The sequence below is a fragment of the Celeribacter baekdonensis genome, from assembly GCF_900102315.1.
Taxonomy (GTDB): Bacteria; Pseudomonadota; Alphaproteobacteria; order Rhodobacterales; family Rhodobacteraceae; genus Celeribacter; species Celeribacter baekdonensis.
In genome coordinates this window covers 65,218-90,408 of record NZ_FNBL01000003.1, presented here as the reverse complement: position 1 = coordinate 90,408, position 25,191 = coordinate 65,218, and the positions used below count along the sequence as shown (strand labels likewise).

The 25,191-nt window shown below is 56.9% G+C and carries 21 protein-coding genes; 2 read left to right on the top strand and 19 right to left on the bottom strand.

Going from position 1 to position 25,191, the window contains the following annotated elements; translation table 11 throughout:
- Positions 1 to 115: 115 nt before the first annotated feature.
- The 14 genes from BLT54_RS06915 to BLT54_RS06850 all read right to left on the bottom strand — a co-directional run bounded on the left by BLT54_RS06915 (position 116) and on the right by BLT54_RS06850 (position 16,120).
- A complete protein-coding gene (locus tag BLT54_RS06915; protein WP_074642741.1) occupies positions 116 to 964 on the bottom strand; it encodes a hypothetical protein in 849 nt (282 codons plus the stop codon).
- A gap of 148 nt (positions 965 to 1,112) precedes the next feature.
- Positions 1,113 to 2,465, bottom strand: a complete 1,353-nt coding sequence (locus BLT54_RS06910) for a CsgG/HfaB family protein (protein ID WP_074642739.1) — start codon at positions 2,463 to 2,465, stop codon at positions 1,113 to 1,115.
- On the bottom strand, positions 2,428 to 2,940 hold the full coding sequence (locus BLT54_RS22505; protein ID WP_176832838.1) for a hypothetical protein: 513 nt from the start codon (positions 2,938 to 2,940) through the stop codon (positions 2,428 to 2,430). Before BLT54_RS22505 ends, BLT54_RS06910 begins: the two co-directional genes overlap by 38 nt.
- A complete protein-coding gene (locus BLT54_RS06900) occupies positions 2,937 to 3,491 on the bottom strand; it encodes a hypothetical protein (RefSeq protein ID WP_074642735.1) in 555 nt (184 codons plus the stop codon). Before BLT54_RS06900 ends, BLT54_RS22505 begins: the two co-directional genes overlap by 4 nt.
- 694 nt (positions 3,492 to 4,185) lie before the next feature.
- The gene (locus tag BLT54_RS06895; RefSeq protein WP_245707969.1) at positions 4,186 to 5,748 is read right to left on the bottom strand and encodes an ABC transporter ATP-binding protein; all 1,563 of its coding nucleotides are present in this window, start codon (positions 5,746 to 5,748) and stop codon (positions 4,186 to 4,188) included.
- Positions 5,749 to 5,760: 12 nt separating this feature from the next.
- A complete protein-coding gene (locus BLT54_RS06890; RefSeq protein WP_074642731.1) occupies positions 5,761 to 6,678 on the bottom strand; it encodes an ABC transporter permease in 918 nt (305 codons plus the stop codon).
- Positions 6,675 to 7,793: an ABC transporter permease gene (locus BLT54_RS06885; RefSeq protein WP_143026766.1), complete on the bottom strand. Its 1,119-nt coding sequence runs from the start codon at positions 7,791 to 7,793 to the stop codon at positions 6,675 to 6,677. The genes BLT54_RS06890 and BLT54_RS06885 overlap by 4 nt, the downstream gene beginning before the upstream one ends.
- A 104-nt stretch (positions 7,794 to 7,897) precedes the next feature.
- Entirely contained in the window at positions 7,898 to 9,004 is a 1,107-nt protein-coding gene (locus tag BLT54_RS06880; RefSeq protein WP_074643507.1) for a BMP family ABC transporter substrate-binding protein, read from the bottom strand.
- Between the two features lie 147 nt (positions 9,005 to 9,151).
- Positions 9,152 to 9,967, bottom strand: a complete 816-nt coding sequence (locus BLT54_RS06875; protein ID WP_245707968.1) for a 5-formyltetrahydrofolate cyclo-ligase — start codon at positions 9,965 to 9,967, stop codon at positions 9,152 to 9,154.
- A gap of 141 nt (positions 9,968 to 10,108) precedes the next feature.
- Positions 10,109 to 11,035 carry a LysR family transcriptional regulator gene (locus BLT54_RS06870; RefSeq protein WP_074642724.1) on the bottom strand — a complete coding sequence of 309 codons (927 nt, stop codon included), beginning with the start codon at positions 11,033 to 11,035 and terminating at the stop codon, positions 10,109 to 10,111.
- A 236-nt stretch (positions 11,036 to 11,271) separates the two neighbouring features.
- Positions 11,272 to 11,829, bottom strand: coding sequence for a metallophosphoesterase (locus tag BLT54_RS06865; protein WP_176832837.1), 558 nt, complete (start codon positions 11,827 to 11,829; stop codon positions 11,272 to 11,274).
- 110 nt (positions 11,830 to 11,939) lie between these two features.
- Positions 11,940 to 12,383, bottom strand: coding sequence for a DUF6634 family protein (locus tag BLT54_RS06860; protein WP_074642719.1), 444 nt, complete (start codon positions 12,381 to 12,383; stop codon positions 11,940 to 11,942).
- 89 nt (positions 12,384 to 12,472) lie between these two features.
- Positions 12,473 to 13,522, bottom strand: coding sequence for an AAA family ATPase (locus BLT54_RS06855; RefSeq protein ID WP_074642717.1), 1,050 nt, complete (start codon positions 13,520 to 13,522; stop codon positions 12,473 to 12,475).
- Between the two features lie 330 nt (positions 13,523 to 13,852).
- The gene (locus BLT54_RS06850) at positions 13,853 to 16,120 is read right to left on the bottom strand and encodes an adenosylcobalamin-dependent ribonucleoside-diphosphate reductase (RefSeq protein ID WP_074642714.1); all 2,268 of its coding nucleotides are present in this window, start codon (positions 16,118 to 16,120) and stop codon (positions 13,853 to 13,855) included.
- Positions 16,121 to 16,268: 148 nt separating this feature from the next.
- Between BLT54_RS06850 and BLT54_RS06845 the strand changes: the two genes are divergently transcribed.
- Positions 16,269 to 16,688 carry a DUF1489 family protein gene (locus tag BLT54_RS06845; protein ID WP_074643502.1) on the top strand — a complete coding sequence of 140 codons (420 nt, stop codon included), beginning with the start codon at positions 16,269 to 16,271 and terminating at the stop codon, positions 16,686 to 16,688.
- A gap of 25 nt (positions 16,689 to 16,713) precedes the next feature.
- Here the strand turns inward: BLT54_RS06845 and hisG are convergent, their stop codons facing one another.
- Genes hisG through hisS form a run of 3 tightly spaced genes read right to left on the bottom strand, consistent with a single transcriptional unit; the run spans position 16,714 to position 20,008 of the window.
- Positions 16,714 to 17,412, bottom strand: a complete 699-nt coding sequence (gene hisG, locus BLT54_RS06840; protein WP_074642712.1) for an ATP phosphoribosyltransferase — start codon at positions 17,410 to 17,412, stop codon at positions 16,714 to 16,716.
- Positions 17,412 to 18,509: an ATP phosphoribosyltransferase regulatory subunit gene (locus BLT54_RS06835; RefSeq protein WP_074642709.1), complete on the bottom strand. Its 1,098-nt coding sequence runs from the start codon at positions 18,507 to 18,509 to the stop codon at positions 17,412 to 17,414. The genes hisG and BLT54_RS06835 overlap by 1 nt, the downstream gene beginning before the upstream one ends.
- Entirely contained in the window at positions 18,509 to 20,008 is a 1,500-nt protein-coding gene (gene hisS, locus BLT54_RS06830) for a histidine--tRNA ligase (protein WP_074642706.1), read from the bottom strand. The genes BLT54_RS06835 and hisS overlap by 1 nt, the downstream gene beginning before the upstream one ends.
- Positions 20,009 to 20,166: 158 nt before the next feature.
- Between hisS and BLT54_RS06825 the strand changes: the two genes are divergently transcribed.
- Positions 20,167 to 20,379, top strand: coding sequence for a SlyX family protein (locus BLT54_RS06825; protein WP_009573312.1), 213 nt, complete (start codon positions 20,167 to 20,169; stop codon positions 20,377 to 20,379).
- 55 nt (positions 20,380 to 20,434) lie between these two features.
- Here the strand turns inward: BLT54_RS06825 and BLT54_RS06820 are convergent, their stop codons facing one another.
- Together BLT54_RS06820 and dnaE are read right to left on the bottom strand one after the other, a co-directional pair.
- Positions 20,435 to 21,574: a hypothetical protein gene (locus BLT54_RS06820; protein WP_074642703.1), complete on the bottom strand. Its 1,140-nt coding sequence runs from the start codon at positions 21,572 to 21,574 to the stop codon at positions 20,435 to 20,437.
- Positions 21,574 to 25,089, bottom strand: coding sequence for a DNA polymerase III subunit alpha (gene dnaE, locus BLT54_RS06815; RefSeq protein ID WP_074643499.1), 3,516 nt, complete (start codon positions 25,087 to 25,089; stop codon positions 21,574 to 21,576). Before dnaE ends, BLT54_RS06820 begins: the two co-directional genes overlap by 1 nt.
- Positions 25,090 to 25,191 lie beyond the last annotated feature (102 nt).

The window sequence follows — 25,191 nt, the reverse complement described above, 5'->3', positions numbered from 1 at the left end:
GAGCGCATGGAACAGATGTGTCAGTCATGATAACCTACCACCTTTCAATCTTATTATATGTGGAAGGGGCAATGACTGCCCCCTCCCTTAGCTTTATCAACCTACGAAGCGTAGATTAGTTGGTGGTTGAACCCGAAGTGCCGACGATGCCCTGAACAGCAGCATTCACACCGGATGTGATTGTACCGGTGTTGACCGCACCAAGTGCAGTTGTCGACGCGGATGCAAGTACACCGTTCACGTTGTTCATCGAGTTGGTGATCGAACCATCAACAGCGGTCATGTTCGATGCAATGTTCAGCACCAGAGCGCCGTTATCGACAGTACCACCCAGTTGTTGCATCACAGAGGACACGGCCTGTGTCGACGTGGTTTTTGCGTCATCCACGGTGGAGTTCACACCGAGAGTGATGTCGCCGGTGTTCACAGCGCCAAGTGCGGTTGTGGACAGAGCACCCAGATCGTAAGTCGGCAAGTTGAATTCATATGCAATCGTAGTGCCAGCTGTCGAAGACTGGGTCGCATCAGCAATAGCGCTGGTCACGCCTTCGATGGTGTTTGTGATCGAACCGTCGATGCCGCCACCTTGCGTTTGGAACGAGGTGTAATTGTCAGCAATATCGTTCTCAGCAGCAGTTACAGCTTCAGCCATAGTTGAATAGGTGTCACTGCCATATTGGTAGCCGATGATGGTTCCTGTCCCAGCAACTGCATCGATCGAATCCAGTGCAGCATTCAAAAGGATATCATACTGACCTTCAGAAATGATATCGCCGTTTGCATCCATATATGCAGTTGTCGTTCCACCGCCGAGGTTTTCAGCGATGTTCGCAAAAGTGCCGTTCAGTTCTGTGGATGTCGCTGCATCCAAAGAAGTCAGCACACGCTCCAGAACGGATTGTGCGGACGCTGCGCCCGACATTGCGATCAGTGCGACGGCGGTAGTAGCAAGAAGCTTTTTCATAGTGATGTCCTCGTTTGTGCCTGTTCTTCCCTCGAGAACAGGCCGTCCTTAAATAGGGCATATTCGAGGGCCCCGTTTGAGTTGTGGTGTATGACCACAAACCTTTCTTTGCGGGTCTCGCAAAGAAAACTGGATGTAGAAGGATGCATCATGGCTTTCCCTCCACGTTTGACGGTTTAGCCGGGCTGGACGGTGACGCCGGATCCGTCGCCGTTTCGGGCGCGATCACAGCCTCTTCCTCATCCTTCGGAGCAATTTTTACAGCGAGCGCAATTTCGGCGGCTGAGCCTGCGCGGATCGCCTGTTCGACAAGCGTCGCGGCGGCATCGCCTACGGGACCAGTCAAACCCACACTGGCCCCAGCGCGCAGATCGCGAATGGCAATGGACAGGTAGATTTTGCCCTTCTCAAAGGCTGTTTGCGCGGCCTGGGCATTTTTCGCCGACACGACAGTATCAAACATCGATATGGCGCGTGCCGCCTGTGTCGTAACGTTGTTGGCAAGCTTGCGTGCCTCGGCGGACAGCTCAACCGGAGCGGCTGTCGTCATTTCTGCACGCATCTCAGCGACTTCTTGTTCGGAAGGCGGACGAGCCGCCTCTACCTCTGAGGCAATTGCCCGCAAGGATGCGCGCCCAGCAGGATCTTCCCAGACCAAGTCTTCTGCAATTGTCGCAGTCAGGTTTGCATTGCATTCGCCAGCACTTTCTGCTGCGTCACTTGCTTGTAAAAGGAGCTGATATACACCGTAGTAAAGCATCTGCCGGAACACAGCATTGGTGGCTTCGCGTTCCATTGCGCCTGCCGAAATATCAACGAGGCTGGTGTCAAAGAACCGACCAATCGCAAATCCAATTTCTTTGCCTACGAGTTGTTTTTGAATCGCGATATTTGCGACAATTTCCCCGGTCAGCGCATTGGTCATGGCCAGATCCATTCCAACCAACAAACGGTTCTGCCGCGCTTTCGGCCCAACCCCCGAGACGGTCACAGACGCCCCGGCTCCTGGAATAAAATCGAGACTGTTGATACTTCCCGTGATGAAAAGATCCGCCGGCTTCATCGACGTAATATCGCGGATACCCCAGTTGTGCTCAGTCGCCGCAATGGCCGGGTCGCGCCGGTTTACGACCTTCACACCAGCATTGAACAGGGCGGTCTGGATCATATCCCCTGCACCCTGCGTGACCATTTTCCCGCTGCCTGCGTCGGCATAACTTTCTTTGCCGGTCGCATCATTGATGGCACCGACGGCGAAGGTCAGCGATCTCGGTGCGCGGTTGCCAATGCAAGCGAGCGCTTCGTCATATGCAGTCTCGACACGGCGGACGGGCGGCCCATCAACCATGAATACATCCTGATCCATTGGCGCCACAGCCTGTCCAAGGCTGGCACATCCTGAAAGGAGAGCAACAACACTTGCGATCACTGGAAACGGTTTCACGTTGCCCCCAAACACAAGATCAATTGCAGTTTCCCGCCGCAAAAGCAGCGAGCGCATCGGCAAGATCAAGAACTGAGAGAGACGACACATCCGTTGCGGCGTCGCCTTCAGGGGTCTGCAAGGATGACAAGATAGATGCATCAATACAGCCACTGTTGTCGGCCGTGTTGTCTGCGGTAATGATGTTGCCATCGCCCTCCACCGACACATCCGTCGTGCCTGTGTTTAGAGATCCAACAGCATAGGTCTGTTGACCGATTTCGTCACCAATCTGCAAATCAGTCGTGACATCACCATCCGTTGTCACCTCAACGTAGCCAGTGCGGTTATCGTTTGTAATGTAGTAGTTCGTCTGTGCCGCAGCCGTCGGGTTTTCGGCGTCGTTGATCACCTGCGCTTGCTGCAACACGAGGCTACGGTCAGATGCGCTCGGAAACGCATAGCTTCCCGACCAATTCTGTCCAGACGTACTATAGGTTTGGCCCCATGCGAGACATGGAAGCAGAGAAAGGCCGAGAACGAGTTGTTTCATTTTACGCGCCCAAGATTGGGCGTTGTAACGCTACCATCACGGTGGATCGTGATGTTGCCCGCCGTCACAGCTGCGTCGTCTCCATCCTTTCCAGTGTCATTGGGCGCATCTGTCATACTCACTTCAGACACAGACACGTTTCCGGTACTCGCACTCTCAGCCACCGTCCCACCAGAAACCACTTCGGACGCCTGCGCGGTTCCTGCTTCTGCGCTCTCAGCTACAATCTCTGGAGTGCCAGCCGGTGATGGAATATTGTTTGGAACACTTTGCGTAGACCGCACGCTGCCATCGGAAAGACGCACCGCTGGCACGACGTAGAAATTCGTTACCGGGCATTCGTCCGGGTATTGTGTCATTTTGCCATTCGTCGCAACATAAGTGTCGCTCAAAACATAGTACTCGCCATCGACGACAAAGAAGGAGTCTTCGACTGATTTCCCTGCTTTATCGGCTATGCAGTACGGATCCTGCATGGTCAGGCTCAAGCTCTGTCCACACGCAGAAAGCGTCGGAATCGCCAAAATTATGGCACTAAGTCGGATGTTCATAATATTCTCCACGCGTTTCCGTCAGGCTACGACATCACGCAGGAAGAGACCGGAACACATTCGCGTAAAGGGATGTTCTTAAGATTCAAAATAGCGCGTTAGATTATCATCTCTGTCCGAATTAAGTTTTTGTTTAACTTTGAGGTCATTTCACAATCTAAAGTTTTCACTCTTATGGAAATTCTAATTATCTACATGTTTTGACACTGTTTTTTCAGGCCGCGAAAACATGAAATTTTCAAAGTTACACTGTTGATTGTAACTTAAATCTGCTGTCGCAGTAAAAATACGCTCTGTCGCCCCAGCATAGCGACGGTCGCCCCAAAGTGACCTTGCTCATGCATCCTATGTGATTTGACGGCACAGAATTCTGTCAGAAACGCGTTGGTCGCGCAGCATGATCAAGTCGCCTACCACTTATCCTGACGCGATCGTCCAAACCCGGAAAGGGTCGTGGACGAAGCCGAAAATGTATGCTGCGCAACTTAACGCATCGCGAAAAGCGGGGCTCTTTCATTTCTCTTTCATTTCCATGACGGCACATGCATCCAGTGGCATCCTTTGAGCGCCACACCAGACTGCAAAGGGAAGCGTGACCCAGACAGCCAATTAGAGACGTCATTCGCGGCACAGGGTGTGAACTGCCGCAAGACGCAACAGTGCAATCTTAGAAAACTATCCCTCAAGCAAAATACTACTCAGCCTGTGGCCCAGCGACAATCTCGTCTGTTTGCCCTGCAATCTGTTTTCCAATGCGCATTGCGTCTGTTGCCAATGTTGATACCGGATCAGATATTTTGCCCGCCGACATGACCGAAATTTTATCAGACATCTCGAAAATCTCGTCGAGATCCTCACTGACCAGCAGCACAGCCGCACCTCGGTTCCTGCACTCCATGATCTTGCCACGGATATCGGCGACCGAGGCGAAGTCCAACCCGAAACACGGGTTCGCAACGATCAGAATATCAACCTCACCGGACAGTTCGCGGGCCAGCACTGTGCGTTGGACATTGCCCCCTGACAGCGTCTCGATCGGCGCGTCCGGCGAGCTGGTATGAATGTTGAATTGCTGGATCAACTCCATCCCTCTTTGCCGCATGCGCGCAGACGACATTAGGCCAAAACGCTTAAGGACGGGCGGTTTATCAAAACTGCGAAAGGCGATGTTCTCTGCCACCGACATACGCGGCACCACCGCGTTTCGCATCGGTTCCTCGGGCAGGCCGAACACCTTGAACCGATCAAAATTGCGTCGTGTCGGCTCAAAAGGCGCGCCGTTGATTTTGATCTCTCCGCCCGAGAGTGGCCGTTGCCCCGACAACACTTCGATCAGGGCGCTTTGCCCATTGCCGGAGACACCGGCGATCCCGAGGATTTCGCCGGAACACAGTTTGAGAGACAGATCCGAAACCACACGCCGCCCCTCATCGCCCAGCGTAGAAACGCCGCGCAATTCCAACTTTGGCCCGTCCTGTATTGTCTTCAGACGGGTTGCAGGTGGGCGCATCCCCACATCCCCGATCATCATCGAACTCATCTCAGCCGCATTGACGCGACGGGCATCTCCGGCCCCAACAAACCGACCGCGGCGCAGCACGGTGAAACTGTCGCAAAAGGCTTTCACTTCGCGAAACTTGTGGGAAATCATCAATACCGTAACCTCGCGTCGAAGCGCCATCTCGCCGAGCACGCCCAAAATCTCGTCGGCTTCTGCTGGCGTAAGAACGGAGGTCGGCTCATCAAGGATCAAGAAACGCTGATCAAGATAGAGCAGCTTGATGATTTCCAGCTTTTGCTTTTCACCAGCCGAAAGGGTCGAAACTTGTGCATCAAGCCGCACACGAAAGGGCATGGTCTCCATGAACGCGTCAAGTCGCTGCCGTTCGGATTTCCAATTGATCACCATTGGGATGTCACGACGTGAAATCACCAGATTTTCTGCGGCGGTCAGACAAGGCACGAGCGTAAAATGCTGATAGACCATGCCGATGCCAAGCGCCTGCGCGTCGCGTGGACTGTGAATACGGATCTCTTGGCCGTCGATCATCATCTGACCTGCATCGGCTTCATAAAAGCCCATCATGCATTTTACGAGGGTGGATTTGCCGGCACCGTTTTCCCCCAAGAGCGCATGAAAGGACCCTGCTGCCACCTTAAGCGAAACATCGTCGAGCGCCTTGTTCCTCCCGAAACTCTTACTCATATGCAGGGTTTCGAGCGAAGGGGCGCGGAACGTCTTGAAAATTTTAGTCATCATCGATCCTCGTCATTTCACTATCGACAATTCGCCGGGCACCTCATGCGCAGCTTTCTGAGAGCGGGCCGAAAGGACCATGATGATCAGCGTGAGAATGTAAGGCGCAGCATTGAAGAAATAATACCCCTTGCTGATCCCAATGGATTGCAGCGCAGGGCCCAAGGCACCGCTCGCCCCAAAAAGAAGCGCCGCCCAAACACAGCGGATCGGGCTCCAGCGAGCAAAGATCACCAAGGCCACAGCCATCAGGCCCTGCCCGGAGGACAAGCTTTCGTTCCAGCTCCCCGGATAATAAAGCGAAAGGAAAGCACCAGCGATCCCGGCCAGAGATCCGCCCGCTGCCGTCGCCACCAAACGCACACGATCGACTGATATCCCCATGGCGCGCGCCGCAGCGGCGTTGTCACCGGTCATACGGATGATCAATCCCCAACGGGTATTTTTCAGCATCCACCAGAGAACGACGGCCAGCGCCAGACCGACAAAAAACAGTGGATTGATCTTCAGCGCCTGCTGAACCTGCGGGTTCGATGACCAGTTGCCCAGTTCGATCGCATCCAGTCGCGGTGCAGTAGGTTGAATGAATGGCTTGCCGAAAAAGAACGCCAACCCCGTGCCGAGGGTCATAAAAGCAATACCAACAGCAATGTCGTTTACCTTTGGCAATTTGCAAATCCAGCCATGGCCCGCGCTCAAAACTGTGCCGGTGCCTGCGGCGGCCAACACGCCCAACCATGGACTACCTGTGGAATAGGACGTCGCATAGGCGACCATCGCGCCCAGCACCAGGTTGCCCTCTAGCCCAAGGTTGATCCGCCCTGTTTTCTCGGTCAGGGTTTCCCCCAAGGCGACCAATAGAAACGGTGTGGACACCCGGATCGCGCCGCCGAACATTGCCATCATAACCATAAAGACTGCATCACTCATGTGCGATCCCCAGCTTGCGAGACTGATAGAAACGGCAGGCGGCCATAAAGGGACTCACTGGTGAGAAGCGTGACGAATATAATTCCCTGTAACACCAGCATCGTGGCATCGGGCATCTCCATGCGCCGCTGTATCAACCCCCCAGAAGCTGCCAAAGCTCCGAATAAAAACGCCACGGGCACGACAGCGAGCGGGTTTTGCCGCGCCAGAAAGGCGACAAGAATTCCGGTGAAGCCGTATTGCGCAGCGAGCGATGCGTTGGCCTGTCCATGCACGGCGGCCACTTCAAAAAAGCCGGCCAGCCCGGCACAGGCCCCGGCGATGGCACAGCTTGCAACTGCCAAGCGTCCGACCGGCAGCCCTTGTGCCTGTGCCGCGCGCAGATTGCCACCTGCGATCCGTGCCGAAAATCCGAAAGTCGTACGCTCCATCAAGACCCAAAGGAGCGCAGCAATGATCAACCCGGTGGCGAGACCCCAATGCACCGAAGTGCCCGGAATGTCGCCAACGCGCCAATCGGGACCCAGTGGCATGGTCGAAGCCTTGTTGGTCGAGCCCGGATCGCGGAACACGCCCTCGACTAGAAAATTCATGATCGCCACGGCAATATAAGTCAGCAGCAGCGAGGAAATGGTTTCATTGACCCCACGATAGTGCCGTAACCAGCCCGCAAGCCCGACCCACGCGCCGCCGACCGCCATGGCGGTCAGAGCCATGATCGGCAGACCAAGCCAAACCGGCCAGCCGCCAAGCATCATCGGAATGGCAATGAGCGCCGAGGCAAGGCCACCCAGCACCAGCGCCCCTTCAGCCCCCAGAAGGGTCATCCCGATCCGCGCAGGCACAGCAAACGCCAAGCCAGTAAGGATCAGCGGCGCCGCGCGCTGTAACGTGTTCTGGATTGAAAAGGACGAAGCCACGCCGCCGGTCCAGACGAGGCTGAAAAACCGGATCGGGTCCTTGCCCAGCATCAGAAGGAACAGGGAAAAAATCAAAGCCGAGGCGAGCAATGCGCCCATTGGGATAACCGAGGCCTCGATCAGGGCCAGGCTTCGTGGATCAAGGCGTGGTTTGCGATGCGGGCGTGCGACAGAAGAAGCGGAAGGGAGGGACATGTAAGCTGGGACACTCCTATACAAAAGTCAAATCCGCCAGAGCCCGAAGGCTCCGGCCGACGTTTGGCGGAGGTGCGGCTCGGTTGACCGCACCAGCCAAACGATCAAGTCGTCGAACCGATGATCCCTTCGAGAAGATAATTCATTGTCTCTAGCTCAGGCGCGTAATTGTCCACCTCGCCTTCGATGACGATCTTGCCCGTATTGTCCTTCAAGGGGCCGACATAAATCGGCTTACCGCCCTTTAGTCCCTTGATCGCCGCAGTCGCTGCCGCGCGCGCGTCTGGCGTGGCCCCCGCCCCGAAGGGCGTGTTCATCACCATGTCATTGTGATACCCGCCTGCGATCAAATTCGGTACAGTTTCCCCCTTCATCAGCGCATCAGCATAGATCTTATAAGTTGTGGACCAATTGCTCTCGGCACCGGTGATGAACCCGTTGGGGGCCAAATCCCGTTGGTCGGCATTGTGGCCGCAGGTTTTGACACCGCGCGCCTCTGCAGTCTCGATCACCACTTTAGGACTGTCCACATGGCAAGAGATCACATCGCAGCCCGCGTCGATCAACGCGTTCGTTGCCTCGGCCTCGCGCACTGGCATGGACCAAGACCCCGTAAATATCACTTGTACCGTGGCATTTGGATTGACGCTGCGTGCACCCAGAAGGAAGGAATTGCAGTTGGAGAGCACGGTCTGAACCGGTTTCGCGGCAACGAAACCGAGCTTGCCAGAGATACTCGACAGCCCTGCGGCGACGCCGTTCACGTAATGCGCCTGATTGAGATAGCTAAAATAGCTGCCAGCGTTTTGCGGATCGGTGTCCGGGTTCCACAGCGGTGCGCAATGACGTAACTGTACCCCCGGATATTGTGTTGCGATGTCGAGCACGAACGGATTGTAATATCCGAACGAAGTCGCAAGGATCAGGTTCGCCCCGTCAAAATTGATCATCGACTCCATAGACTTGGCGACCGCATCAGTTTCCGCCACATTCTCTTCCTCAACCACGCTTACCCCCGGAACCTGGCGCAGGATATCCATTGCAGCAGCATGCGACTGGTTCCAGCCAAAGTCGTCGCGCGTTCCGACATAGATCGCGCCGATGGTGATCTTGTCTGCGGCATGGGCGGCACCGAACGGCATCGTAGAGGCCGCAAGCGCGGCGGCGCCGTTTTTTAAAAGTCTACGGCGGGAAATGAGTGTCTTCATCATGGCAGTCTCCGTCTGTTGGGTGCCGGATTTCGGCAATTTATAGGTTTGTTTTAACTGGTCGCTCTTTGAGCTGTCCCAGATCGACTGGCTGTCGCGACAGGGGCGCGACCGCCATTTTTCTCCTCCCATAAAGACCGGAACCCCGGTCTAATCTGCCTTTGCGGCGAGAATCTTTTCCTTCAGCTCTTTCAGAAACCAGATGCTTTCAAACTGGTCCGGCAAGACCAAATCCCAATGCACACCGCCGGGCTGTGGGTGCGATGGCTGGGTTTCGATCACATCGCATTCTGTGACGATCCAGTTGAGCAATGAGTCGTGTTCCATCACGGGCAGACGACCATCCTCGACCACCATCGAGGAATGCACCGTGGTTACAATCGGAGTCGTGTCGTCGATTTTCCCCAGATCGCGGAACAGCCCAAGCTCGAGATCAGCAAAACCACCCCCCTTGCCCGTGCGCCCCCCGGCCTGGGTCACCGCAACACAGCCACAGATGGCAAGATCAATCTTGGGCAGATTCTCAAAGGACATTTTTTGCCCGACTTGCACGGCCCCGACGGAGGTGGCCGCCAATTCAAACTGCACACCTTGTCGTTCCAACTCTTTTGGGTCCAAAAGCACCCAAGGCAGATCTCCAGTGCCGAATTCGGGGACTGGCATTAAAATAATTTTGCCGTCGTAGAGCCCGCGCAGTCGCACCGGAATTTGCGGCGGGTCGGGGTTGCATTTGATCACGTCCGCCTTTCTCCAAATCTCCAGTTCGGACAGCCGCTTTGCCGCAACATCGGCACCGACCCAATTCGAGATCCGGCTCCAGACCGGGCCGACATTCATGCCACTCTCTTCAAGCGCCTGCCAAATTTCTTTGCGCAATTGATCTTTGTCGGCATTGCGCCCGGCCCAACGACCGGATTTCTCAGCCTCGGTCGCCACCAATGTTGATTGCATCGTCGAATGTGTCATGTCGCTTCCTGTCCGGCCAGTCTCCACCCGGAGAACCTGTTTACTTCGCACTTGCAGAAAGCCTAGCCGCGCCCTCCGTATGCCGAAAGCCGCCCGAGCTATAAATAGTCTATATCTAATTCGATATAATGTGAGCGAGGATCATGCGGATTTCAATCCACGCGCGACGGCCATCACCTGTTGCCGCAGCCAAGTGTTGCGCGCATCCTCTTGGGCGCGCTCGTGCCAGAGCAGGTAGAAATCCAGAGTGCCGCATTGCTCGGGCGCTGGCAGGTTCGAAAGCGGTAGGATCGCACATTGATACTGGGCGAAATTGGCACTGCTGGTGAAAACCAGCTGTCCCTTCAACAACATATGTGGGATGAGGTTGAACTCGGGCAACATCACTCGGATATCGCGCTTCAGCCCTGCGTCGGCCAGGTGGCTATCGATCGGACCGGGATCAGATTTTGAGCGCGCAACCGGTGCTAAATGGTCAGCTGCAAGATAGTCTTCAAGGGTGATCTGATCCTGCCCGGCAAACGGATGTTCCGGGCCAAAAAGACAGACGACCTCTTCGCTGAGCAATCGCATCGTCTTGAGATGCTGCGGTGCTCCGGGCCAATTGCTGATCACCACATCAAGCTCGTCACGCTCCAAAGCGTCCGCGTAGTAGAAGGCCTGATCAATGGCCCGGACCACCACACGCATCCCCGGCGCAGTGGTTTGAAGTCGGGCAATGAGTGAGGGCAGAATGATCGCCTCCATGCAATCAGCGGAAGCAATCCGAAACTCGCCTGTCGCGGTCAGCGGATCAAAGTCCGCAGGAGGGCCGACGACCGCATCAATCCCATTGAGCACATTCCGCAATGGAGCGATCATTCGCTCGCCACGAACGGTCAGCACCAGTTTCGCGCCGCTCCGTACAAGAATAGGATCGCCTGTCGCCTCCCGCAGACGTTTAAGCACCAGGCTGACGTAAGGCTGGTTCAGATCAAGTGCCTCGGCGGTCCGTGTCACGCTACGTTCTTCGAGCAGGTGCAACAGCACATGCAAATCACGCGTGGTCAGAGGCTTTCCGCCATTCACAATGGTTCTCCTCACGCCACGAAGGCAATCAAACGTTTGTTTCAAGAAATTTTCGGCGCCCGCAAGATTGTGAGTCAACTCAATGAAAATGCGAACACATGGTAAGGGCGCAAATGGGCGGGAGGGATCAAAGTTTAATCAAACGGCTCTATACGCGCACAAAATATACGCAAAAATTATATCGCATTTTGTCTGCGCGGGTGCGAATGCTCCGTTCCCCGCATGGCACCTCACGATCATCTTGATATTGACCGTTTTGGGACTTCGCAGATACCTGCATGCACAAACAGGAGGTCGCCAACATAGAGATGTGTCGCCCCCGAAGCCATTGAGTTCAGATATTCAGGGTGCAGATTATCTTTCAGCCTTGCCGCTATCTCGTCCCAGCTGTGCGTTTCTGCCGACAGACCAAGCTCGGCCATGACCCTGTCACCGCCCAGCATTCCCCAGAAGTCGAGATATTTTGGACCTTCGAGCGTCAGCATCAGAACAAGATCATGGTTGCCGGGCAGGACATGCAAAACGTCAACATCCGCAAGCTGCCCGGCTCTCATCGCCAGGTCAACAGCGCGGATGGATGCAGGTCCCCGATCAATGAGGTCGCCCAAAAAGACGAGATGCCGTTTGTGCGCTTCGCGTGGGGTATTCCTGATTTCGCCGAGTACCTGCTCAAGTCGCTCAGCCTGCCCATGGACATCACCGACAGCAAAGATATCGATGTCTTCTGGAAGAGAACCAGGAAGGTCTCGCCATGGCAAGTAGAAGGAATTGAAGGCTGTCAGTCCATCGGGCATGTTGATTGTCCGTTCTGGTTGAAGCTTCGTAGCGACCCCGGGCGATGTCAACCGTAGGCGGAATCCGGTCTCCTTCTCGAACCCAAACTGCGGTCTTTTCATTGAACATTTCAGTCCCCTCCCGTGTCGTCCTGCCGGATACGGTCCCGCCAAGCCATCAAAAGTTGGTCGAGCAGCGACAGGTCATCCAGCGGCCGATACCCAGGTACTTCGATCTGCACGAATCCGGAAGGTGCCTCTTCCATCCCGAGACCCTTGGCTATGGTCCTCTCATAGTCGGAGAATGGACGACCCAGCGCATACCACCGGGATGCCGTGCGTGCCCAACCCTGGTTGGCGTCAATCGCGACAAGCTGGGATGTCGTGATCCAGCCGCCTCTAAGTCTTGGGTGACCAGACGCGATCCCCCAGAGTATGGGGGCGCCATGGCGAGATACATGTGGACGCCAATATGTCAGGATTGGTGCGCCGGCGAGGTCGTTTTCGGAAGGGCCACTGTCGGCAGCTTTGATGGCGGAACGCAGTTTCTGGGCCCAAAAGGCTTTATTGGTCATGGGGAACTCCATTAGATTCTGATAGTGTGATTGAGGGACGGGCATTAAGGTCATTCGGACGAGACACACCTCGGCCCCGTCGACCTTGTTCAGTGCAACACTGGACGGTTCATCGCCTGGTCGACAGCATCCAGCATCCGAATGACTGATCTCAGGCTGACGTTGTGCGGCGTCTTGATTGCCATGATGACGTCCTTGACGGCATCAACGGCATCTGGGGGAAGGTCACGTCGCAACCCTTCGCGCTCAGCAAATCCGAACAGGTGTTCTTGCGTCAGGGCGCGCAGTTCGGTGGGAGGGCATCGGCTCAGGAACGGCTCTGCGAGACCACGCAGGCTATTGGCTGTCAGGACCCATGTGATCCAAGACATGTCGAAACCAATACGGAAGTAAGGGCATGACCACCGACGCGCGGTGGACCTCTCAAGGAAGGGCAGCAAACCCTCAGTCAGAGAATACCGCTGACCGCCTGCTGACTGGACATCCCCTGCCTTCTCGATCTCGTCGACCACAATCACAGGATTCGCAATCTGAGAGGCCATGATACCTTCCAGAACCTTTCCCGGGCCCGCAGATCCCCATCCCTTTTGAGACCCCGTAACCGCAAATGCAGCGGGTTCACTCGTGGCCTCTATGATTGTCGTCGGCACGGAGAGCTGCGCGCCCAATAGGCGAGACCAGTAGCTTTTACCGATCCCGGGCGGACCAACGAGGAGCAATGGCCTCAGGCGGGGGCCAAGATCACCATTGCGGACCGAGGCCCGCATGTCGTGCCAAAGACGCTCTGTTGCAGGAGCCATCCACGGCATCTCCGTGTGCAGACAACTGGCGATTTCGTCCGCGCGGTGCTCGGTCTCTACGCACTTTAGCTCTGCACCCCCTCGGAAAACTTGCAACTTTCTGCGATCTTTGTCGTCGAGATGGTCCATGCCTGATCGGCGTGAAATGGCGCTGAGATACGCAGCCGATCTCCGTCTGATTTTTAGCCGGTCGGCTTCGGACAGCGCGTAGTCAAATTTTGGGCTACCGATCCGTTCTCGGAAGCTGTCCAGGAACTTCTTTAAACGGACTTCGATGTCGTAGGCTGAAGGGATGTTGTGATCCGGGAAACTGACCTGGGCAAATTGAATGCGTGGCATATGGTGTCCTCTCTGAACCGGCCCGCCCATTTTTTTGGGCGGCCAGTATTTGGCAGCGTGGGGCTGCCATGTTTCAACAAGAGGATCCGGATCCACAGGAACGTTATGAGAACATAGCGCTTCCTAGGTCAACGGCACCAGGGCACTCCGCTGACCCACGGCAAAGTCAGTAGGAGCAAACAGCCAAAACGGCATTAAGTCATTGAAATAAAAGGAAACCACCGACAATCTGGATTGCCGATGGTCATTTGATCTGTGTCTGAATGGTCAAAAAACTCCACGAATGGTCATTTTATGCCGGGTCTCACAACAAACAGCCCCAAATTCACCTCAGCCGCATTTGGAATAGCCGCAGGAGGCGCAGGTCATGCAGCCTTCGATCATGCGCATGTCGTATTGGCCGCAGGACGAACAGGCCTTGCCGCGCGGTTTTTGGCCCAATACGGCGACCTCGGCTTGCGGGTCGGTTTTCAGGCCCATGCCTTCGCCTTCAATAAACCCGGTCTCGACCAGATGCGTTTCGATCACGCCGCCAATCGCCGCCAAGATCGAAGGGATGTATTTGCCCTTCATCCATGCGCCGCCGCGCGGATCGAACACAGCTTTCAGCTCTTCGACCACAAAAGACACATCGCCACCGCGCCGGAACACCGCCGAAATCATCCGTGTCAGCGCCACGGTCCAGGCGAAATGTTCCATGTTTTTGGAGTTGATGAAAATCTCAAACGGACGACGATGACCGCCATGGACGATGTCATTGATGGTGACATAGATCGCGTGCTCAGAATCCGGCCATTTCAGTTTATATGTATTACCTTCAAGCTGTTGCGGACGATCGAGCGGCTCAGACAGATAGACGACTTCGGCGCCCTCATCCGATTCCGGCGTCGCTTCCGAGGTCTCGGAGACGGACAAAACCGAGCCGGTCACATCGTTCGGACGATAGGTGGTGCAGCCCTTACAGCCGCTGTCCCACGCCGCCATATAGACCTCTTTGAAATCGTCAAAAGAGATGTCTTCGGGGCAGTTGATGGTTTTGGAGATTGAGCTGTCGACCCATTTCTGCGCCGCCGCCTGCATCCGCACGTGATCCAGCGGCGCGAGGGTTTGGGCGTTGACAAAATACTCCGGCAATTCCGCATCCGCGCCGAATGTGTCGCGGTACATTTTGACGGCGTAATCGACGACCTCTTCTTCGGTGCGCGAGCCGTCCTTTTGCAGGACTTTGCGGGTGTAAGCATAGGCGAACACCGGTTCGATCCCCGACGACACGTTGCCCGCATAGAGCGAAATCGTCCCGGTCGGTGCGATGGAGGTCAACAACGCATTGCGAATGCCGTTCTCGCGGATCGCGTCTTTGACGTCCTGATCCATGTCTTTGAGTGACCCGGAGGCCAGATATTTATCCGCATCGAACAGCGGGAAAGCCCCTTTTTCCTTGGCCAGCCCGGCAGAGGCCAAATAGGCGGCACGCGCAATCATTTTGAGCCATTTTTCACAGGTCGCGGCAGCCTCTTCAGAGCCATAGCGCTGGCCGATCATCAACAACGCGTCGGCAAGCCCGGTGACGCCAAGGCCGATCCGGCGTTTGGCGGCAGCTTCCTGGGCTTGTTGCTCCAACGGGAAACGCGACGCATCAACCACGTTGTCCATCATCCGCACCGCGGTGGCGACCAGATCAGACAGCTTTGCCTCATCCATCTCGGCCCCCGGCGCAAACGGGTTTGCGACCAAAGTGGCCAAGTTGATCGAGCCCAAAAGACAGGCACCATAGGGCGGCAAAGGTTGCTCGCCACAGGGGTTGGTCGCCGCAATGGTCTCGACGTAATTGAGGTTGTTGAGTTTGTTGATCCGGTCGATGAAAATCACGCCCGGCTCGGCGTAATCATAGGTGCCCTTCATGATCTTGTTCCAAAGATCGCGCGCCTCAACCGTGTGATAAACCTTACCGCCGAATTTCAGATCCCAAGAGCCATCGGCCTTGACCGCTTCCATAAAATCATCGGTGATCAGCACCGAGAGGTTGAACATACGCAACCGGGCGGCGTCCTGTTTGGCCTCGATGAAATGCTCGATGTCGGGGTGATCGCAGCGCATCGTCGCCATCATCGCGCCGCGACGCGAGCCCGCCGACATGATCGTGCGGCACATCGCGTCCCAGACATCCATGAAGGACAACGGTCCAGAGGCATCCGCCGCCACCCCCATCACATCCGCGCCTTTAGGGCGAATGGTGGAGAAATCATAACCGATACCGCCGCCTTGCTGCATGGTCAAAGCGGCTTCTTTGAGCATGTCAAAAATGCCGCCCATGCTGTCGGGGATCGTGCCCATGACGAAACAGTTGAACAGGGTCACCGAACGGCCCGTGCCCGCGCCCGCCAAAATCCGGCCTGCGGGCAGGAATTTGAAATCCTCCAACGCGCCGTAGAACTTTTCTTCCCACGCCGCGCTGTCTTTTTCGACAGAGGCCAGCGAGCGCGCAACGCGACGCCAACTGTCTTCGACGGTTTGATCCACCGCTTTTCCGCCCGCCTCTTTCAGGCGATATTTCATATCCCAAATTTGTTCGGCGATGGGGGCGGCAAAACGTGTCATGTGCAAGGGTCCGATTTTGTTCGAGTCAGCGGTTTAGAGGGTGGGATGTATCGTGCTATAGGTCCAAGATCAACGCGCAAGACGAGCAAATGTGGCTTGAACATTTTGTGTGCAGATCTAATTTGAACACCACAGGTAGGGGTAGATGATGTCCGACTACATAAATCTAGTAAAACTTTGCGTGGGTGTCGATAGTTTTGATCAGCTTCAGGCCTATATTGACGCGACCCCCGGCGAGGCGCGCGGCCATGTCACGCGGATGTGGCCCAAACAAGCGGACGCGCTTTTGAATGGCGGGTCGCTTTACTGGGTGATCAAGGGCGTGATTCAGGCGCGTCAGCTCATCACCGGCCTCGAAGAAGTCATCGGCGCGGATGGCGTGCGGCGCTGTCGCATTGTCTTGGCCAAACCTTTGATCCGAACCCAAAATGCCACCCGCCGCCCGTTCCAGGGCTGGCGCTACCTCAAACCCGAAGACGCCCCCGCAGACCTGCCCAAGGGCCGCGAAAGCGAGCAAGAATTGCCGCCAGAACTGGCACAAACCTTGGCCGAGATTGGATTGATTTAAGGGTCTCTCAAACGCAGACCGCGCCTCAATCCCCCATCCCCAACATCTCTTTGAGCGCCACCATGGTCGCGCGGGTGTCATCAGACCAGGCGGCTGTGCGGCTTTTGAACAGGGTCGCTTGGGATTTATGCACCGGCTCGCAATTGAGAATTTTGAGGTGATTGGCGCGCAGGGTTTCGCCCGTTGACGTGATATCAGCGATGGCTTCTGCGGTCAGGTTTTTCACCGTGCCTTCGGTCGCACCCTGAGAATCAACCAGTTGATAATCGGCCACTCCGTTGGTTTTCAAAAACTCCCGCACGAGGTGGTGGTATTTGGTGGCGATGCGCAGGCGAAAACCGTGACGCGCGCGAAAGGCGGCGGCGGCGGCGTCGAGATCGTCGAGCGTATCGACATCGACCCAGGCTTTCGGCACGGCGATGATCAGGTCGGCATGGCCAAATCCCATCGGCGCGATTTCCATCACCTTGCTGTCCCAAGCCGCCAATTTGTCACGCACCAGATCGGAGCCCGTGACGCCCAAATGAATGCGCCCGGCCGCCAATTCACGCGGAATTTCGGAGGCGGACAACAGGACCAATTCAAGTCCGTCAATGCCCTCGACCACGCCGGAATACTCACGTTCAGCGCCCGCACGCGACAGGGTCACCCCCGCCTGCGCAAACCATTCAAAAGTCTTTTCCATCAACCGGCCCTTGGAGGGCACGCCCAGTTTGACAACCATCACGCGTCTCCTTTCAGAGCCAACATCAACCCCGGGCGCATCACGCCGCCAACGGCCGGGATGGACCGCCCCTGCCCCAAAACCGCGGTGAGCGCATCATAGCGCCCGCCGGTGGCCACAGGTGGCAAATCCGGGCGGCCTTCGGCGTAGAAGCCAAAGACAAACCCATCGTAATATTCCATCGAAGTACGGCCATAGGAGGCCTCGAATTCGAGAGTTTCGACATCGACACCACGCGCCGCCATCGCATCCGCGCGGCGGCTCAACCGGGTCACAGCGTCAGAGATCGCAGGCATATCCACCACGATGTCGCGCAGCGCAGAGAGCACATGTGGCACGGTTTCTTTCAACGAGAGAATATCGTCGAGCAGCTCGATTTCCGCCTCTGAAATCGGCGGCTCATTGGCATCTTCGCGCAAAGCCAAAATACGCGCGTCAATTTCGGATTGGGTGCGTAAACCGATAAAAGGTGCCTCCGCCTCCGCCAAATTCGCCGTCACGCGTTCAAGACTGTGTTGACGCAGGTCTGTTCCGCCCTCGGAAAACCGGGTCATCAGCGCGCGAAACCGACGGGGCCGCCAGATATGGCGCAACAGGGCGCTCCGGCGGCGTTCAGTGGTTTTCAACCCGTGCACGGCGGCCACCAGAATGCCAATATCGCCCGTCGCGGCGCGCAGATCATAGCCCGCAAGCGCATCGGAAAAGGCGGCAAAGACTTCGGCGTCGGCGTCGGCGGGATTTGCGCCGTCAAACACCTCATAGCCGACCTGAACATATTCATTGGCGCGCTCGGGCATCACCTCTTGTTTGCGGAACACTTCGCCCGCGTAGGTGTAGCGCGCCGGTTCGGCACCGTCCGACATATGGGTCTGAACCACGGGCACGGTAAAATCCGGGCGCAGCATCATTTCGCCGCGATCCGGGTCCGTGGTCATATAAGCGCGGGCGCGGATGTCTTCGCCGTAGAGGTCCAAAAGCACCTCTGCCGGCAACAGAATATCCATCTCAACCGGATGCGCGCCCTTGGCCTCGAAACCCGATTTCAGGCGTGCGGCCTCGGCGCGCACGGCGGCTTTTGGAATGTCAGTGCGGGGCATCAGGAATAGCTTTCAATGATCTCGCGCACCTTGGCGACCATCTCGCCACGGGGCACTTCGAATTGGTTCGGGCGGTCTTTCCATTCCTCAAGCGAGGCGTTTTGCGCCAGTTTGGTGCCAAGGATCAGGTCCTTGATCTGCACCACGCCCTTGGCCTCTTCATCGCCGCCCTGAATGATCGCCACCGGGCTCATCCGTTTGTCGGCGTATTTGAGCTGGTTGCCAAAATTCTTTGGATTGCCAAGGTACACTTCGGCGCGAATGCCCGCTTGGCGCAGTTCCGTGACCATCGCCATGTAATCATTCATCCGGTCGCGATCCATCACCGTGACCACAACCGGACCCTGCGCGGGGGCACCCATCCGGCCCTTGGCGGTCAGCGCGGCCAAAAGCCGGTCAACACCGATGGACATGCCCGTGGCGGGCACCTCTTGGCCGGTAAAGCGTTTGACCAGATCGTCGTAGCGACCGCCGCCCGCAACCGAGCCAAAATCGCGCACCCGGCCTTTTTCATCTTCGATCTGAAAGGTCAGTTCGGCCTCATAGACCGGCCCGGTGTAATAGCCCAAGCCCCGCACAACCGCCGGATCAATCACGATGCGATCGGGGCCATAGCCCTGCCCGGCCAGAAGATCGGCGATCTGGCGCAGTTCATCGACGCCATCCACCCCGGTTTGCGACCCTTCGACCAACGCGCCAAGGCGCGCAATCGTTGCATCGTTGTCCGCTTGGCGACCGTTGACAAAGCCCAAGATCAAGTCGACCTGCGTGGTCGCAAGACCCGCACCTTTGGTGAAATCGCCGCTCTCATCTTTGCGGCCTTCGGTCAACAAAGCCATAACACCGTCATCGCCAAATTTGTCGTGCTTATCAATCGTGCGCAACACGATGCCGCGCACATCGGCGAATTCCTCTGTGTCGGGCAGACCCGCCGCCTCCAACACGCCGTCCAAAACCTTGCGGTTGTTGACGCGGATGATGTAATCGCCGCGCGGGATGCCAACGGCCTCAAGCGTGTCCGACAGCATGGCGCAAATCTCGGCGTCTGCGGCCACGGAAGGTGCGCCCACAGTGTCCGCATCGCATTGATAAAACTGACGGAACCGTCCGGGTCCGGGCTTTTCATTGCGCCAGACCGGCCCCATCGCGTAACGGCGATAGGGGAAAGGCAACTCATTGCGATACTGCGCGGCCACGCGGGCCAAAGGCGCGGTCATGTCATAGCGCAGCGCCAACCAATCACCGGGCTTTTCCGCCTCAGGTTCCTCTTGCCAGGCAAAGACCCCCACATTCGGGCGATCCACATCGGGTAGGAATTTGCCAAGTGCCTCCACCGTCTCCACCGCCGAGGTTTCGAGCGCCTCAAAGCCGTATAGATGATAGACTGCCGCAATCTGATCGAGCATGGCTTTGCGTTCGGTCACCTCGGTGCCAAAATAATCGCGAAAGCCTTTGGGCGTGATCGCCTTGGGGCGTGGGGTTTTCTTGGGCTTGGCCATGGCCTGTCCTTTACGTCTGTCACGGGATGCGGCATAGCCCACGGGGGCCAAAGGGGCAAGCCGGGGACCGCATCCGACGGGTGAAAACCGGGACAAACCGCCGTATCATTGGACCACAGGTCACATCACGTCACAGATACCTCACAGGGAGAGCCAGAATGAGTACCGAAAATCGCACCCTCGCGCTTGAGGAACAGGTCGCGCATCTGAGCAAAACGGTGGATGAGCTGTCCGATATTGTCGCCCGGCAAGAACGCGAAATCGAAGTGATCGGTCGGCGTCTTGGGATGTTGATGCAGGCGGAAGCGGTGCGTCAGTCCGATGGCGAGGGCACCGTGGCCTTGGCCGATCAACGTCCGCCGCATTGGTAAAGGCATTGGTGAAAGTCTATTTTCCGTCGGAAAATATGGCCAAAGCTTATACGCTTCAGCGGATCTCTTCGGACATGACATCGCCATTGTGGAGCAACAATTCCAACCACCCTTTCGGCGCGCCAAAGGTCGGATAGACTGACACAAAGGCCAATTGTTTCTCCAAAAGCCCGATCTTATCCGCCGGACAGCGTTGTTTGCGCTTCACGCCACAGGTTGCGGATTTGATCGCCTCATAGCTTTTGTCGGCCTTGGTCCATTCGCGGTCATCGCCTTCGGAATAGCGCAACACCTCATGCAGGTCCGCCGCGCCGAACATCACCAAAGCCGCCGTCACCTGACGCGGGCAGCCATCGGCAAAGCCGGTTATAAACTGTGTGCGTGGCCCGGTGTTGGCCGGGTCGGTATCAAAAAGCCGCCAAACGGTCGTGCCCTCGCGCGGGAACTGATCGACCTCATACCCCATGCTGCGTTTGTTGACTTCGCAAGCGATGCCAACCTCGCCAAAGGGCAGAATCTCGCCGGGCTGAACCGTGGACTTCGGGGCGGCGTGCGTGGCCTTGGGGGTCAAGAACCCAAACAGAGGCTTTTTCGGCACCGCAGAGGTTGTGGGCGCAGGGGTCTGAGGGGTCTCAGGGGCCACAGCGACATCGGAGGTCTCATCTGGCACCGGAAGCACAGCGGGGACGCCATGTGTCTCTGGCCGCGCCGCAAAGGGTTCCGTTTCAGCGAGAGCAGAGGGCGCAGCCGGGTGTTTCGGTTTCAAGAACGCAAAGAGCCCGCCGGTATTGGCCTTTTTCACCGGAACGTCCTGTGCCTCATCCACGGCCTGATCTACCGTCTCAGGCATCGCAATCAAGGTTGCGTTCTCCTCAGGGGATGTGCCCGCCACCACCTCGATCTCGGTGCCGGTCAGCGGCGAGGCCTCATCCCTGGGTTTCAAAAAGGCGAAAAGTCCCTTTGGCTGACCCGGCTTTTCACCCGTCTCAGCGGTGTCCTCGGCTTCGGCGGCCTCTGCGGCGACCTCTGCGGCGACCTCTGCGGCGGCGGCAAAGGCGCGGGACAATTGCGCCTGAGAGTAGCCTGCGGCAGGCACATCAGTGTTGGAAATCGGCGGGTCTGTTGGGCTCTGAAGCTGACAGCCAGACAAGGCCACGCTGGCCGCCAGCACATAAACCGAAAGCCTCGCCGTCATCACAGATCCTCCACCATCACAACCCCGTCGAGCGATTTGATCGCTCCTTTGATTTCGGGTGTTATAACAAAGGATTGTGGAATGTCGATGTCGACTTCGTTGGGATAATCCGGTGCCATGATGCAAAAGGCCACAGCCCCGCGTGCCGGTTGCTTGGCCTCGCGGGTGGTGCGGGTCAACAGATCACCGACCTGCGCAATCGCCACCACATCGTCGCAGAAAATCCGCAAGCCCACGCCCCCCGCATCGGCCACGACGGCTTCCATCGGGCCAACCGAGCGAATGGTGGGATCAAATTGACCGTCGTTGAACCGCCCTTCCAGCGTGACGACAACCTTATCCGTGGTTTCAAACACCTGCCTTGAGCTGTCGAAATCATCTTTGCGCGGGAACATGGCGATGCCGGACAATTGGCCGGTGCTGTCGGAAATGTTCATGCGGAAATAGCGGGTGCCTTTGCCGGATTTCATCTCGCGAAAGCCCGACACCATGACACCGACCTTGACGATGGCGGAGCCTTCGGCCTCGGCCTTGGCCTGAGCGTCCGCGATGGTACCGATCTTCTTGCGTCGCAAAGCACTTGCGTAGTCATCAAGCGGGTGACCGGAGAGGAAAAACCCAATGGCCTTTTGCTCTTCCATCAGGCGCTCAGAGGCGACCCAATCCCCCACCGGAGACAGCCGCGGCTCTGGCAGGTCGTCCCCCGCATCGCCAAACAGCGACACTTGGTTCGAGGCCTTTTGGTCATGGATCGCGGCGGAATATTGCACCAAGGGATCAAGGCTTTCGAACACCCGGCGGCGGTTCGGGTCCAAAAGATCAAACGCCCCGGCGCGCGCCAACATTTCCAAAGGCCGTTTGCCGACCCGTTTCAAATCGACCCGGCGGGCAAAATCAAACAGGGTGACGAACGGCTTGCCCGCGTCCCGCGCCCGCACGATCAATTGCATCGCCTCGCCACCAACGTTTTTGAGCGCGCCCAGCGCATAGACCAGTTTCTGATCGACCACATCGAACGTCGCCAAAGAGCGATTCACACAGGGTGGAATGATCTCGATCTCAAGACCGCGACGCACCTCTTCGGCATAGATCGCCAATTTGTCGGTGAGGTGAATATCGCAATTCATGACGCCGGCCATGAATTCAACCGGGTGGTTCGCCTTGAGCCAGCCGGTTTGATAGGACACCACCGCATAGGCCGCCGCGTGGGATTTGTTGAACCCGTAGTTGGCAAATTTTTCCAACAGGTCGAAGACTTCAGAGGCCTTTTTCTTATCAACGCCGTTTTGCGCCGCCCCCGCCTCGAATTTCGGGCGTTCGGCGTCCATCGCCTCTTTGATCTTTTTCCCCATGGCACGGCGCAGCAAATCCGCACCGCCAAGCGAATAGCCCGCCATGACCTGAGCGATCTGCATCACCTGTTCCTGATACACGATGATGCCTTGGGTCTCGGCCAGAATGTGGTCAATCGTCGGGTGCACCGATTCCAATTTCTTGCGACCATGTTTCACGTCGCAATAGGTCGGAATGTTCTCCATCGGACCGGGACGATAGAGCGCCACAAGGGCGACGATGTCCTCAATGCAGGTCGGCTTCATCTGGCGCAGAGCGGTCATCATGCCCGAACTTTCCACCTGAAACACCGCAACCGTTTTGGCGTCTGAATAGAGCTTATAGGTCTTTTCATCATCGAGCGGGATGAGGTTGATCTCGTTTTCCGCGCCCTCGGGTGGCTCATAAAGCGTGGTGCCGTCGGCCGCGACATGCAAAGGCCGACCCGATTTGAAAATCAGGTTCATCGCCGATTGGATCACGGTCAGGGTTTTAAGACCCAAAAAGTCAAATTTCACCAAACCAGCCTGTTCGACCCATTTCATATTGAACTGGGTCGCGGGCATGTCAGAGCGCGGATCTTGGTAAAGCGGCACCAATTCGTCAATCGGACGATCGCCAATCACCACACCGGCCGCGTGGGTGGAGGCGTTGCGCAACAGCCCCTCGACCTGTTGGCCATAGGTCAAAAGCCGGTCCACGACCTCTTCGTTTTTGGCCTCTTCGCGCAGGCGCGGCTCGTCAATCAACGCTTGGTGAATGGAGACGGGTTTGACCCCCTCCACCGGGATCAATTTTGACAGGCGATCCACCTGACCATAGGGCATTTGCAACACCCGACCGATGTCACGCACGGCGGCTTTGGACAAAAGCGCACCAAAGGTGATGATCTGGCCAACCTTGTCGCGACCGTATTTTTGCTGAACGTAGCGGATCACCTCTTCGCGGCGATCCATGCAAAAGTCGATGTCAAAGTCAGGCATCGACACACGTTCGGGATTCAAAAACCGTTCGAACAGCAAGGAATAGCGCAGCGGGTCAAGATCCGTGACGGTCAGCACATAGGCGACCAGAGAGCCCGCCCCGGAGCCCCGGCCCGGCCCCACCGGGATGCCTTGTTCTTTGCCCCATTTGATAAAATCGGCCACGATCAGAAAGTAGCCGGGGAAGCCCATCTGCTCGATGATGCCAAGCTCGAATTTGAGCCGCGCATCATATTCCTCGCGCGGGGCGGCGGGTTCGATCACCGCCAATCGGGCCTCAAGCCCCTCCCACGCCTGTTTGCGCAGCTCCTCGACCTCATCATCGGCGAATTTCGGCAAGATCGGGTCGCGTTTATAGGCCTTGAACGCACAACGCTTGGCAATTTCAACCGTGTTTAAGGTCGCTTCTGGCAGATCGGCAAAGAGCGCCACCATTTCCGCAGGCGTTTTGAAATAATGCTGATCCGTCAGGCGGCGGCGCGGCTCGGATTGATCGACATAGGCCCCTTCCGCGATGCAAATCAGGGCATCATGGGCCTCATACATCTCCGCTTTCGGGAAATAGACATCATTGGTCGCCACCAAGGGCAGGCCCAGATCATAGGCCCATTCGACAAAGGAACGCTCGGTCGCCCGCTCGGCTTCGGTGTGCTGGCCGTCTTCGCCCGGATGGCGTTGCAATTCGACGTAAAGCCGGTTTGGATAGATCTCCTTGAAGCGCTGCAACAGCGCGCGGGCCTGCGGTTTATGATGCTCGGTGATCATCCGCCCAATCGGGCCCAACGCGCCGCCGGTGAGGCAAATCAACCCCGCGGAATAGCGTTCCAACTCCTCCACCGTGACCTGCGGCAGAGCGCCGTGTTTGTCGATGTAGAGGCAGGAATTGAGCTTCATCAGATGCGCGTAGCCCTGTTCGTTTTGCGCCAACAAAACGACAGGCGCGGGCGGCTTGGCCCGCTCACCCGGCTCTGCTTCGGCAAAAGCCACATCCACCTGACAGCCAATGATCGGCTGAACCCCGGCACCTTTGGCGTATTCGGAAAACTCCAGCGCGCAAAACAGGTTGTTGGTGTCAGTGACCGCCACGGCGGGCATGCCCATATCGGTGACCATGCCACTTAATTTCTTAAGCCGCATCGCGCCTTCGAGAAGCGAGTATTCGGTATGAACCCGAAGATGGATGAAGGAGGGACTGCTCATTTGAGGCATAAGCTAACGCATGGCGACAACCGCCGCCAAGTGCAAAACGCCTCTTGTCCACAGCTCTTTGATCCACCCCAAAGCGCTCAGTTTTTCACCAAA